Source organism: Corallococcus aberystwythensis (genome assembly GCF_003612165.1).
Lineage (GTDB): Bacteria > Myxococcota > Myxococcia > Myxococcales > Myxococcaceae > Corallococcus > Corallococcus aberystwythensis.
This window is the reverse complement of the sequence record NZ_RAWK01000105.1, coordinates 17,963-30,297: the sequence shown is the minus strand read 5'-3', so window position 1 is coordinate 30,297 and position 12,335 is coordinate 17,963. Positions and strand designations below refer to the sequence as shown.

General features: G+C 69.6%; 12 protein-coding genes and 1 pseudogene. 7 read left to right on the top strand and 6 right to left on the bottom strand.

Annotation, left to right across the window (positions count from 1 at the left end; all coding sequences use genetic code 11):
* Nucleotides 1-3,669, top strand: a 3,669-nt coding sequence (gene hrpA, locus D7W81_RS18650; protein WP_244227282.1) for an ATP-dependent RNA helicase HrpA, incomplete at its 5' end; no start/stop codon positions are given.
* A gap of 7 nt (nucleotides 3,670-3,676) precedes the next feature.
* Entirely contained in the window at nucleotides 3,677-5,011 is a 1,335-nt protein-coding gene (locus tag D7W81_RS18645; RefSeq protein WP_147445528.1) for a cytochrome P450, read from the top strand.
* A gap of 22 nt (nucleotides 5,012-5,033) precedes the next feature.
* On the opposite strand, the gene D7W81_RS18640 is transcribed toward D7W81_RS18645, so the two are convergent.
* A complete protein-coding gene (locus D7W81_RS18640) occupies nucleotides 5,034-5,663 on the bottom strand; it encodes a TetR/AcrR family transcriptional regulator (RefSeq protein WP_167508076.1) in 630 nt (209 codons plus the stop codon).
* A 122-nt stretch (nucleotides 5,664-5,785) separates the two neighbouring features.
* Between D7W81_RS18640 and D7W81_RS18635 the strand changes: the two genes are divergently transcribed.
* Both D7W81_RS18635 and D7W81_RS18630 read left to right on the top strand, forming a co-directional pair.
* The gene (locus D7W81_RS18635; RefSeq protein WP_120556740.1) at nucleotides 5,786-6,481 is read left to right on the top strand and encodes a DUF2867 domain-containing protein; all 696 of its coding nucleotides are present in this window, start codon (nucleotides 5,786-5,788) and stop codon (nucleotides 6,479-6,481) included.
* A gap of 301 nt (nucleotides 6,482-6,782) precedes the next feature.
* The gene (locus D7W81_RS18630) at nucleotides 6,783-7,328 is read left to right on the top strand and encodes a DUF488 domain-containing protein (RefSeq protein WP_244227281.1); all 546 of its coding nucleotides are present in this window, start codon (nucleotides 6,783-6,785) and stop codon (nucleotides 7,326-7,328) included.
* A 338-nt stretch (nucleotides 7,329-7,666) separates the two neighbouring features.
* Here D7W81_RS18630 and D7W81_RS18625 read toward each other — a convergent pair whose 3' ends face one another.
* From D7W81_RS18625 to D7W81_RS44320, 3 genes and pseudogenes are all read right to left on the bottom strand, one after another.
* A complete protein-coding gene (locus D7W81_RS18625) occupies nucleotides 7,667-8,038 on the bottom strand; it encodes a hypothetical protein (protein ID WP_120556738.1) in 372 nt (123 codons plus the stop codon).
* Nucleotides 8,039-8,414: 376 nt separating this feature from the next.
* Complete coding sequence (locus D7W81_RS44325; RefSeq protein WP_306440898.1) at nucleotides 8,415-8,630, bottom strand: TIGR02452 family protein; 216 nt, start codon at nucleotides 8,628-8,630, stop codon at nucleotides 8,415-8,417.
* Between the two features lie 15 nt (nucleotides 8,631-8,645).
* Nucleotides 8,646-8,928 (bottom strand): annotated as a pseudogene (locus D7W81_RS44320) (poly(ADP-ribose) glycohydrolase domain-containing protein); the annotation flags it as partial.
* Between the two features lie 228 nt (nucleotides 8,929-9,156).
* On the opposite strand from D7W81_RS44320, the gene D7W81_RS41995 reads away from it, so the two are divergent.
* Nucleotides 9,157-9,363, top strand: coding sequence for a hypothetical protein (locus D7W81_RS41995; protein WP_147445527.1), 207 nt, complete (start codon nucleotides 9,157-9,159; stop codon nucleotides 9,361-9,363).
* Here the strand turns inward: D7W81_RS41995 and D7W81_RS43025 are convergent.
* A complete protein-coding gene (locus D7W81_RS43025; protein ID WP_208721367.1) occupies nucleotides 9,357-9,587 on the bottom strand; it encodes a hypothetical protein in 231 nt (76 codons plus the stop codon). The genes D7W81_RS41995 and D7W81_RS43025 overlap by 7 nt on opposite strands.
* Before the next feature lie 253 nt (nucleotides 9,588-9,840).
* On the opposite strand from D7W81_RS43025, the gene D7W81_RS18605 reads away from it, so the two are divergent.
* Together D7W81_RS18605 and D7W81_RS43020 are read left to right on the top strand one after the other, a co-directional pair.
* Complete coding sequence (locus D7W81_RS18605; protein WP_120556736.1) at nucleotides 9,841-11,151, top strand: leucine-rich repeat domain-containing protein; 1,311 nt, start codon at nucleotides 9,841-9,843, stop codon at nucleotides 11,149-11,151.
* A gap of 55 nt (nucleotides 11,152-11,206) precedes the next feature.
* A complete protein-coding gene (locus tag D7W81_RS43020) occupies nucleotides 11,207-11,362 on the top strand; it encodes a c-type cytochrome (protein WP_208721363.1) in 156 nt (51 codons plus the stop codon).
* A 632-nt stretch (nucleotides 11,363-11,994) separates the two neighbouring features.
* Here D7W81_RS43020 and D7W81_RS18595 read toward each other — a convergent pair.
* Complete coding sequence (locus tag D7W81_RS18595; protein ID WP_120556735.1) at nucleotides 11,995-12,324, bottom strand: hypothetical protein; 330 nt, start codon at nucleotides 12,322-12,324, stop codon at nucleotides 11,995-11,997.
* Nucleotides 12,325-12,335: the final 11 nt, after the last annotated feature.

The window sequence follows — 12,335 nt, the reverse complement described above, 5'->3', positions numbered from 1 at the left end:
ACCCTGCACTTCCCCCCCGAGCTCCCCATCTCGAGCCGGGTGGAGGACATCACCGCGGCCATCACCGCCCATCAGGTGGTCATCGTCGCGGGGGCCACCGGCTCGGGGAAGACGACGCAGCTGCCGAAGGTCCTGCTCGCCATGGGGCGCGGCCGCCCGCGCCAGATTGGCGTCACCCAGCCCCGGCGTATCGCCGCGACGAGCGTGGCGGCGCGCGTGGCTCGCGAGCTCGGTACGGAGCTGGGCACGGACGTCGGCTACCAGATTCGCTTCGAGGACCGTTCGTCCAAGCGGACGGCCGTGAAGTTCATGACCGACGGCGTCCTGCTCGCGCAGATCCACAGCGACCCGCTCCTGAACCGCTACGACACCATCGTGCTCGACGAGGCCCACGAGCGCAGCCTCACCATCGACTTCCTGCTCGGGTGGCTCAAGCGCATCCTCCCCAGGCGCCCTGACCTCAAGGTCGTGGTGAGCTCGGCCACCATCGAGACCGAGCGCTTCTCCCAGTTTTTCGGAGGGGCTCCGGTCATCCAGGTGGAGGGCCGGACCTTTCCGGTGGACGTGCTCTACGAGCCGCCCCCCGAGGACGACGAGCTCGCCGACGCCGTCGCCGATTCGGTGGCGAACGTCATCTCGCTCGACCCGAACGGAGACGTCCTCGTGTTCCTCCCCGGAGAGCGGGAGATCCGCGAGGCCGAGAATGCTCTCAACGCACGCGAGCTTCGCGGCACCGTGGTGCAGCCCCTGTATGCGCGCCTGTCGGCCTCCGAGCAGTCGCGCGTCTTCGCCACCATCCCCCAGCGCCGGGTCATCCTCGCCACCAACGTCGCGGAGACGTCGGTCACCATCCCAGGGATCGTGTACGTCGTGGACACGGGGGTGGCGCGCCTGTCGCGCTATGACCCTCGCTCCGGCACCACGCGCCTGCACATCGAGCCGGTCTCCCAGGCCAGCGCCGACCAGCGCAAGGGGCGCTGCGGCCGCGTGCGCGAGGGGATCTGCGTGCGCCTCTACGACGAGGCGAGCTTCACCTCGCGGCCTGGATTCACCGACCCGGAGATCAAGCGCACCGGGCTCGCGGGGGTCATCCTGCGGATGAAGTCCCTCGGCCTCGGTGACGTCGAGGACTTCCCCTTCCTCGACCCGCCCCAGCCGAAGGCCATCGCCGAGGGCTGGCGGGTGCTCGAGGAGCTCGGGGCCATCGAGGGCAAGGAGCGCACCTTGACGCCGCTCGGGCACCAGCTCGCGCGCTTCCCGGTGGACCCGCGCATCGCGCGGATGATCCTCGCCGGCGCCGAGTACGGGTGCCTGGAAGAGGTGCTCGTCGTCGCCGCGGCGCTCAACCTCCAGGACCCGCGCGAGCGGCCACGGGAGCTCGCGCAGAAGGCGGACGAGCTGCACCGGCGCTTCCGCGACGAGCACTCGGACTTCACGGGGCTCCTCAAGCTGTGGGCGTTCGTGCGCGAGGCCGAGGAGCGCGGGACGTCCCATCTGCGGCGCGTGTGCCGGGACAACTTCCTGTCCTTCCTGCGGGTGCGCGAGTGGCGGGACGTCCAGCGTCAGCTCGAGGAGACCGTCCGCGAGCTGCGCCTGCCGCGCAAGGGCCGGGGCGCCCCGGCGCGCGGGGACGTGCTGCACCAGGCGCTCCTCACGGGGCTCCTGTCCCGCATCGGCCAGTGGAATCCGGAGCAGCGCCACTACACGGGCGCGAAGCAGACGCGCTTCACGGTCCACCCGTCGTCGGCGCTCGCGAAGAAGCCCCCTGCCTGGGCGATGGCGTTCGAGCTCGTGGAGACGTCCCAGCTGTTCGCTCGCACCGTGGCGAAGCTCGACCCGGAGTGGCTCGCGGCGGCGGCCCCCCACCTGCTCAAGCGCAGCTACTCCGAACCGCACTGGTCGGAGAAGTCCGCGCGCGCCATCGTGAAGGAGAACGCGACCCTCTTCGGGCTTCAGGTCTTCAAGGAGCGCCCCGTGGCCCTGGCCAGCATGGACCCCGCCCGGGCACGGCTGATGTTCCTCGAGCATGCCCTGGTGCGCGGCGAGTACCGCACCCGGGGGGCATTTCAGGAGGAGAACCGTGAGGTGCTCGATCGCGTGGCGCGCTTGCGGGACAAGGCCCGGCGCAGCGAGCTGCTCGACAGCGAGGCGCTGCTGACGTTCTTCGACGAGCGCGTTCCGGCGGACGTGACGGACGGAGCGGGCTTCGAGGTCTGGCGCCGCAAGGCCGAGGCGGCCGACCCCGACGTGCTCATCCTCACGATGGAGGATGCCCTCTCGCACGACCCGGGCCTGTCCCCAGCGCACTACCCGGATGCCATCACCCTGCACGGCGCATCCGTCCCGGTGACGTACACCTTCGACCCCTCGGCCGAGGACGACGGCATCACCCTGAGCGTGCCGCTGCTGCTGCTCGCCCAGCTGGTCCCGGGTGAGCTCGACTGGACCATCCCCGGGTGGCAGCGGGAGAAGATCACCGCGCTGCTCGAGCAGGTCCCCCGCGCTCAGCGCAAGCAGCTGGGGCCGGTGCCGGATCTGGTCGACCGTCTCGAGAAGGAATTGGTGCCCTTCCGCGGGCCGATGATTCCGGCGCTCGCGCGTGCGGTGTCGCGGCTGTGCGGCGTGGACGTGACCGAGGAGTCCTTCCGCGCGGATGCCGTGGCGCCGTACCTGCGCAGCACGATCCGGGTGCTCGACGAGCGGGGAAAGGAGCTCGCGCGAAGCCGCGACGCCGATGCACTGCTCAAGCAGCACGGGGGACGTGCACGAGAGGTGCTGCGCAGCGCGGCACCGGCTTCGGACTGGGAGCGAAAGGGGCTGACCGCCTGGACCTTTGGCGAGCTGCCCCCCTTTGTGACCCGGCGGGTCGGCGGGCTCGATATCCGCAGCTACCCCGCGCTCGTCGACCGGGGCGCCGCCGTGGACCTGGTGCTGCTCGAGACCGCCGCCGCCGCCGACGCGGCCACGCGCACGGGGCTCCGCCGGCTCCTGATGCTCGCCGCGCGCGGACACGTGGCCGTCAGCGCCGCGCGCATGCCGCTGCCCTTCCCGTCCCTGGACGGCGCGCCGCCCGCGCGAGGCCAGGCCGACGCCTTCCGGGCGCTGGTCCTCGCACGCAGCGTCGACGATGCGTTCAAGCTCGCACCGGGTGCGCCGCTGCCCCGCACGAAGGCCGCCTTCGAGGCGCTGGTCCATGAGGGCTCACCGCGCATCGAGCAGGTGGCCCGGGACTGGACGAACGTCGTCGTTGCCACCTCCGCGGAGCTCGCCGAGACGCTCGCTGCACTCAAGGCCGCCTCCAAGGGGCCGAGCGGCGCGGCGGCCGTGCGGGACATCCGCTCGCAGCTCGGGCAACTGTTCCCCGCGAAGCTCATCGAGTGGATTCCCTTCGTGCGCCTGCTGCACTACTCGCGCTACCTCCGCGCGGCCCAGGCACGGCTGTCACGTGCGGTGGCGAACCCCGCCAAGGACGCAGCGAAGGCCGCGCCCTTCACCCCCCTGTGGGAGTCCTTCCTCTCCAAAAGCGCCACCGTGCGTGACCAGGACGCGGCGCAGGAGCTGCGGTGGGCCTTCGAGGAGCTCCGCGTGGCCATCTTCGCTCCGGAGGTGACGACGCCCGTGTCGGTGACGGTGGCGAAGGTCGGCGCGGCCCTCGCGGCGCTGCGCTAGCAGCGAGGTGCCGGGCGTTCCCGAGGAGGCCAGGCCCGCCGTCGCGCTCCAGGTCCGCCCCCGGGCCCGTGCACAGCCAGTCCCGGGGGCCGCGTCCGTATCCCTTCGCGGAGCCCCCGCCCGTCCGGAACACCAGGGCATCGCCACGGAGACGCCGTTGCAGACGTACGACCTGTTCGCCCCCACCACCGAGGTGGAGCGCCACGCCCTGTATGCGCGCATGCGCGCGGAGTCCGGGCTCTGCCGCATCGCCCCTTTTGGCGCCTACGCCGCCTCCCGGTACGAGGACGTGCGCGCCGTCCAGAAGGACGCGCAGCGCTTCTCGTCCGAAGCGCTCGCGACGACGGCGGAGCCGTCCTGGCTGGGTCCCAACCCGGTGGCGCAATCGCTGGTCACCCGGGATCCGCCGCGCCACACGCAGCTTCGCGCCATGATCAACCGCGCCTTCGGTCCCACCGGCATGGCTCGGCTGGAGGCCCAGGTGCGCCACGAGGCCCAGACGCTGGCCGAGGCCGCCGTCTCCCAGCGTGAGGTGGACCTGGTGGACACCTTCTCCTTCGTGCTGCCCCGCAACATCATCGGGCGGATGCTCGGCCTGGAGCCGTCCACCTTCACCGAGTTCAAGCGCTGGTCGGTGAACATGGGCCTCATCACCTCCGCCGTGCCGGCGCAGCACGCGGGCATCCGCGACACCGTGAAGGAGATGGAGGACTACCTGGGGGGCGTCATCACCGCGCGTCGCCGCCAGCCAGGGGAGGACATGGTGAGCGACCTGCTGCGCGCCGAGGTGGAGGGACAGCGGCTCACCGACGCGGAGGTCCTCTCCTTCCTCTTCCTGCTGCTGCCCGCGGGCATGGAGACGACGGCGCAGCTCATCGGCAACGCGGCCATCCTCCTCGCGCGCTATCCCGAACAGCTGGAGCAGGCCCGGGCGGACCGCGCGCACATCCCCCGTTTCATCGAAGAGGTGCTCCGCTGCGAGCCCCCCGCGCAGTTCGCCTTCCGCGTCGCGATGTCGGACGTGGAGCTGTCCGGGACGCCCATTCCAGCGGGCAGCCTCGTTATGGGGCTGGTGGGGAGCGCCAACCGCGACGAGCGCGTCTTCGAGCAGCCGGACGCCTTCCTGCCCGGCCGGGACAAGGCAAGCCAGCACCTCTCCTTCGGCCACGGCATCCACTTCTGCCTGGGCGCGCAGCTCGCTCGGATGGAGGCCCGGCTCGCGCTGGAGGCGCTCGTCCCGCGCATCCGCGCCCTGCGGCTCCGCACCCCGGACATCGAGTGGCTCCCGGGGCTCACCATTCACGGGCCCCGGACGCTCCCGGTGAAGCTGCTCCCAGCCTGAGGCCGGGCACATTGCTCCCTCTTCACGCGGGGATCAGCGTCCGGGCGACATGCTGGATGTAGTCAGCGCGAGCGCGGCTCGCGCTCAGCGTCTCCGGGTTGGCGATGGCAAGGTGCAGGAGCCCCACGTACGTGGAATACGCCTGCAAGGCCCAATTGCGGGCCTCGCGGGCCGGCAGCCCGAGTGCACGGTACAGCTTCACCAGGTAGTCGAGGCGCCGCTGTGACACCCGCGCGAGGACCGGCTGGATGCGCGGGTCCGAGGCGGCGCCCGCGACGATGGCGACTTCAATCCTTCCATGCGGGCCCAGGTCGAACGTCAGCGCCAGCAGCTGGTGCAGCCGCTGCCTTGGGTCCGGCAGGGCCTCCAGCCGCTGGATGAACTCCGTGGTCGCCAGTTGCTCCCAGCGCGCGAGCGCGGCCTGGAGCACGTCCGCACGGTCCTTGAAGTGCCAGTAGAAGCCGCCCTTCGTCACCCCCAGGCCGCGGGACAGCCGCTCCACGGACAGGGCATCCACGCCCTCCGCGAGGCTCCAGAGGGCGGCGTCCGCCCAGTCTTCCGCTGACAGGCCGGGCCCCCGGTGCCGCTTGCGGATGTCCTCGATACTCCGGAAGGTTGAAGGCTCCGGCGGGCGGGAAGCAGTGCGTCGCATCGTCGAGCGCAGTCTGGCGGACCCCCTCCCGGAGGTCCAGGGCGCATTCCCGGCGGGCCGGCGCTATACGGCACCGTATTGGTATACGGTGCCGTATCCAGTGTCAGGAATGGGGGCCGTGCATGCGGGTGACGACAGGGACGTTGCTGATGCTCGTTGGAGGGATTCACAGCGCCATCGGGCTGGTGGTCTTCCGGGAGCCGCTGCTGGCGATGGGGGAAGCGCTGGGCCTCTTCTGCGTGGTGCCCATGCCCATCACTGGAGCGTGGGTGCTCTTCCCGCTGGGGTTGGGCGTGCTCTTCCAGTCACGCGCCTCCCCTCCGCTGCCGGAAGTGCTGCGGCCCTTCGCGCAAGGTGCGGACCACGTGGACGTGAAGACGGTGGAGTCAGAGGCCACGCTGCGCGAGTTCCTCGCGGCGCTCCTGTCGTACCAGCCCGCGTGGATGACGGCCCTGTATGGAGTCCGCGCTGTCTTCGTCCGGTTGCTCGGGATGCGCCAGCACGGTTTGCCCCGGCAACAGCACCTGCGCCCGGAGGACATCCCCATGGCCCCGGGTGGCGCGGCCTTGTTCTTCACCGTGCGCCACGCGGAGGAGGAACACGTCTGGGTGGTGTCCGCGGCGGACCAGCACCTGGACGCCACCCTCGCCGTGGTGATGGAGCCGGGCGGTGGACCCCGGCGGCGCTTCCACGTCGTCACGCTGGTGCACTACCGGAACTGGGCCGGGCCCGTGTACTTCAACGTCATCCGGCCCTTCCACCACCTCGTCGTCGGGGGCATGGCTCGCAGTGCGGCGCGCGCGCCGGGCCCGGCATAGTCGAGACAGGGGGTGAAGCACGCGCTGGTGCGGATGGAGGCGGGCCTGATGGGTGGCGCACCGCTTCTGCGGGACAGTACGCCTTCCTGGGCGGCGGCCAGGAGGCCCGGGACGGCACGCCGCTGACAATCCCCATCCCGGCCCGAGGCCCGGGCGGAGGGATGCCTTGCCGGGCGCTGGCGCACGTCCAACATTGAAGGGACTGGACCTTCAAGGGGGCGACTTGAATGGTGGGCACAGGGCGCAAGCCGCCAGGGAAGCGGCGCGGGTCGCGCTGGGACAGTGAGGACCGGCGATGGGGATGCCGAGGCGAGCGCGAGGGTGGGCTGGCATCCAGGTGTTCGCGCTGGGCCACTCCACGCGCACCATTGAGGAGCTGGTGGAGATGCTGTGGGTGAACGGCGTGCGGACGCTGGTGGACATCCGCACGGTGCCGCGCTCCCGCACGAACCCGCAGTTCAACGTGGACGTGCTGGGAAAGACGCTGGCACGGGTGGGCGTCGAGCACCTGCACCTGCCGGCGCTCGGCGGGCTGCGGCGTGCGCGCAAGGACTCACCCAATGCGGCCTGGCGCAACCTGAGCTTTCGCGGCTACGCGGACTACATGCTGACGGAGGACTTCGCGCAGGGGCTGGAGGCGCTGCGCGAGGTGGCGCTGCGGGGACCGGTGGCCCTGATGTGCGCGGAGGCACTGCGCTGGCGCTGCCATCGCTCACTGGTGGCGGATGCGCTCTGGGCGCGGGGCGTCCCGGTGACGCACATCACGAGCCCCACCCGCACGGAGCCCCACCGGCTCACCGCCTTCGCGGTAGTGCGGGGGCGAAAGGTGCTGTACCCGGCGACGTAGACGGGGCGCGGGAATGGACAGACACCCCGCGCATGGCCCCGGACTTCAGTCGATGACGGGGGGCTGCCCGCCGCAGCCCCGGTTCATTTCGCAGAAGTTCAGGGAGGCATACCCCATTGCAGAGCGAATACGGCGCGGCCCCCATGCTCTCGTCGAAGCGAGTGAGCGAGGCACGCGGAGGGCATCGTCAGCTCGGCGCGTCCCCCGAGGCGACAACTTTGCTGGCATAGGGGGCTGACGTGCCCTCCCGCGACCCCTTCCCATTATTCTGCCGGTCCTAAACGAGGCCGGTCCCCCGCGCGGCTACTCGTCAGAGGAGCGCGATAGCCCGTCCGCCGTCAGTTGCCGCGGTAGGTGGTGTTGAGGATGCCGACACCCGCGCCTTCCACGTACAGGCCGACGGGCGTGCCCTGGGTGGCGGCCTGGGTGGCGCGCTCGAACAGGCCCAGGCGCTCGGCCTCGCTGTACTGGTAGCCGGCGGACGAGGCGCCCGAGCCCAGGTAGTAGTAGTTGCCGACGAAGCTCCCCGTGCAGTTCGCCCCGGTGTTCACCTGCACGACCACGTAGCCCTGGCCGTAGGTGACGTTGGGTTGCCGGGTGTACGTCGCCGCGCAGACGTAGCCATTCACGGTGATGGGGGCCGCCAGGGCCGTGGTGGCAAATCCGACCGACATCATCACCGCCGAAACAACGATGGACGCTCGCTTCATTGTGTTGTCCCCTTATGCCGTTGGCTGAGTCCTCCGCGCCCAGGATGGGCGTGGGGCTCCGGAAAGCGTTTCTGCATTTCCGCTCGAAGCAACGTGCGGGACGGCATTTCCTCCTCACCTCTTTTTTCGCGTTCGAGGGTGTGTACCGCACCGGATTGTGGAGACACCTGGTGGGTCGTCATCAGGCCGCCAGCTTCGACATTTGAGCGCATCGTCCTCACGAAGTGCGGGAGAGCCGCTTCCGTGGACAGGACCTGGCCCTCGCCGCCAGTACGACAAAGGGGAGGAGGGCCACTGACGGGGACGCCCGAGCGATGCTCCCGTCCGGTGGACAGGCCGCCTGAGCCCCCTGCCCCCGCCTCCGCATGAGACGCCGTCAATCGCCTCCAGCACCTGGACGTACTGGAAGGGCAAGATGACCAGGGAGCGTCGCGAACCGCTCGCACACCGCGAACACCACGCGCACGAAGCCACCGGAGAACGCGTCCAGGGCGCTGGCGAAGGCGTCCGCCGCGTCGTGCGGGTTGTTGCGGAAGGCGCCGCAGCCCCACGCGCCCAGCACCAACGTGCGGTGCCCGTGGTGCGCCGCCACCTGGGTTCTTCGCGGACGCGAAGTTGAGCGCCACGACGTCCGTCTCCCCTTCCACCTCCACGCACCTGCGCGACGCGGCGCCGGTCTTCTCTGGTGTCACTTCGATGCGAAGCGCGGCGCTTCCCGCGCGAGGCTCGGGCCGGGGCAACCGCGCGAAGTCGCCGGGCCGGTAGAGCACCGTCCCGCGCAGGGCATGCTCCACCTGCTCCCGGAACCGCACGGACTGCCCGAACGGCGCCACGTACTCACCCCGCTCCACGATTCCCACCGTCTCCTGCGCGATCCCCTTCAGCGACATGTTCCTCTCCCCGGCTGGCGACTCCCGGGAACGGCCCGGCGGCCTTCGTGTACGCGACACGCGAAGACTGACGCGTGGACCTGACATGCCTTGGTGATTTTTCGCGAACACCTGACGACGGGCCCTGGCTGTGCCGCTTTGACGGCTTCGCCTTGCAAGGCTACCGTTTCAGGCCGCAGCCCTTGCTGCGGTGTTCCGAACGGGCATCAGCCCATTCAGGAGGTTGTCATGATTCGCTTCGTGAAGAATGCGGGACAGACATTGCTCGCCGTCGTCGCGGCCACTGCCGTGTCATTCAGTGCCACGCAGGCCTTCTCCACGCCAGCACCCCAGGGGCCTCAGTCGTATACCTGTGATGCCTGCATCCAGTCTTGCATCGAAATGGGCTTCTCGTATGGCTTCTGCCCCAGCAGGGATTCCTGCGCCTGCTATTGAGTCTCCTCCGCTAGCTGCCCTGTGCTGTGCTCAGGCTCGGTGACCACGGGTCCCTCCAGCACGCGCCGCAGGGGCTCCAGGACGCGCGCGTCCTTGCGCAGGGCCAGCCCCAGGAGCGCCTCCCCGCGAATCTTCGGGTGGGCTTCGGAGAGCCGGTCCACCAGCGCCTCGCGCAGCTCCGGCGTGTCCACCTCCCCCGCCTGACGCATACATGCCGTGGGCAAGCCCAGGGGCTCCAGATTGGCCCGCACCCCGGCGGCCCCCTTCACGCACGCCAAGACTGCCGCCTGCCTCCACACCGCAGGCAGGCGAACACGTCGAAGTCGAACGTCCTCCTGCGCAACTCCGCGAAAGTCCACTCGCGGTGTCCTCTCCTTCCTGGCCGCTGCCTCAAGCCCCGCGCTCGCCTCCTGCGCACCTGCTTGAGGGACGCGGCGGTTTCATGCCGTGATGGCTCCCGGAAGGGAGCATCCGAACATGGCGCAGCAGGACTGGGGGCGGGAGGTCTCCGCGCAAGAGGCGTGGGCCCGCCTGGAGGTAGCAGGGCCGCCCGAATGGCGACACGCGCTGGCCTCCTGGTGGCAGGGCGTCTCCGCGAAGGGCGTCCTCTTGCACGAGGGAGACCTGGAGGCGGACTCGCTCGGCATCGGGCCAAAGCCGCTCGTCGTCTCCGGCAGCGTCCGGCTGAAGGGGCTGCTCCAGGACGGCCACGCGGCGGACCACACCCTGCTCGTGGTGCTGGGCGATCTGGACGCGGAGAACGTAGCGACGTTCTCCGCCATGTTCATCGCGGGCAACGTCCGGATCCGGGGACTGCTCTTCTGCGACTCGTACGGGGATGACGTCTTCTGTGTCGGAGGCGGATTGAAGGCGCGCACCATCGTCGAGCAGCACCATCACATCCAGGTGAACGGCCCGCTCGACGTGGATGTGCTCGTGGGCGACAAGCTCACCGCGACGGAGAAGCCCCGCAGGCGGCTGGAGCCGCACGAAGCGCTCCTGCCGGGGGCCTTCACCGTGGAGGATGAGGACGAGGATGAGGGCGACGTCACCGACTCGACGGTGGACCGCAAGGGGCTCCTCGCGAAGCTGCTCGCGGGCGAGCCCCTGCTGGCGGAAACCCGGCTCAGCCCCGTGGAGAAGGCCATCGCAGCGGTGAAGGAGAAGGCGGCGCGGGGCGAGAAGGCGACGCGACTGGGGCTCGCGCAGAAGAAGCTGAAGGCCATCCCCGAGGAGGTCTTCTCCCTCACCACGCTGGAAAGCCTCACGCTGGACACCAACGACATCGCGGAGGTTTCCCCGCGCATCGGCGAACTGCGGGCGCTGAAGAACCTCAGCCTGGACAGCCTGCCGCTGACGACGCTCCCCGTGGAGCTCTGCCGCCTCCCCTCGCTGAAGAAGCTGAGCCTCCGCTACTGCAACCACCTCACCCGGCTCCCGGATGCCTTCGGCGAGCTGGAGGCACTGGAGGAGTTACACCTGGACGCGATGGCGCTGGAGGACTTCCCCGAGGTGCTGACGCGGCTGCCCCGGCTGAAGAAGCTCTGGCTCTGGCGCTTCTTCAAGATGACACCGGGCCGGGTCCAGGCCCTGGTGGACGGGCTCGGGCGGATGCCGAAGCTGACGCACGCCGGCTTCCTTCAGGGCGAGCTGTCCGCGCTGCCCGGGGGACTCGCGCCGCTCGCCCGGCTCCGGCAGTTCAAGCTGGGGCTGGACCGCGTTCCAGAAGCGGAGGTGAAGCGGCTGGAGGCTGCGCTGCCTCCCGGGCGGCTGCACCTGGGCTACTGAGCCGTCGAGGGAGCCCCAGACTCCGGCCGCTGCGTCAGCGGCGAGGTGCGAGGCCATGGGCCTCTGCTCTAATATCCACATGAACAAGGGCTGCCCGTGCTTCTGGCGGTGCGGCCAGTTCATCCCGGGGACCAAGATGGCCTATGCCGGGCTGAAGAAACCCCAGGATCGCGCGGACCTCATCGCCTACCTGAAGGAAGCCGCGAAGTAGAGTGGGAGTAGCCCAGTTCCGTGGACATCCGAGATGTGATGGACGGAGCACGGGATGTCCATGAAAGAGGAGAAGCCCCGCCGGCCGCGTGTCCTGCCTGGGGTTTCCTATCGCCGTGTCTGCGAGTTCGATTCCCGCGTAGCCCTCCAGCACCTTGCAGATCGCGTCACCGGGCCGTCATCAGCATGGCGGCCACGGCTCCGCCCTCACTCAGGAGGATGAATCCTCACTAGAACTGGTAACAAGCGCACCTGCCGCCAAGGCAGGCACCGCCGGGGTAGCCCCGTGTCTGGCAAGAGCTATTGCACTCGTCGGGGTAGCACAGCCCCACCGATGCTTCCGACGGAGAAAATGCCAGGGTGGCCCCAAACGAAACGACAGCGCCAGTCACGAGGGCAAGCAACGTCATTCCAGCCTTCTTTGCGATGCGGACCATCGTACCCTCTCAGGTTGGTTGACAGCAGCCCAGCATCTCATCAGGGAATACGGGTTGAGCGCCAGCCTTCTGGCAGCCTGTTGCCATTCTCTTCGCAGGTGGTGAGTGATTGAAGACCCGCGGCGGTTCTGTGGGCAGGTTGACTCCGCGACAGGGCGCGGGGATGGACAAACACCCCGCGCCATGGGCCCGGACTTCAGTCGATGACGGGGGGCTGCCCGCCGCCGCAGCCCCGGTTCATCTCGCAGAAGTTCAGGGAGGCATACCCGATACAGCACTCATCCGCGCTGGTTCCACACGCGACGCCACACTTCGGGCGGCAATCCGCGGTGCGGCTGGTCGGCGAGGGATAGACACAGATGCCATTGCCTCCATTGCAGAGGGAATAAGGCGCGGCCCCCACGTTACAGGCGTAGATGGCGTCCTCCCTGGACGCGAGCTCGGCCGGCGAATCCACGTCCGCCTCCGTGCCACCACACCCCACCAGCAGGACCGCCGCGAACAATCCCTTGAGCAGCTTCGACATGATTCCTCCTG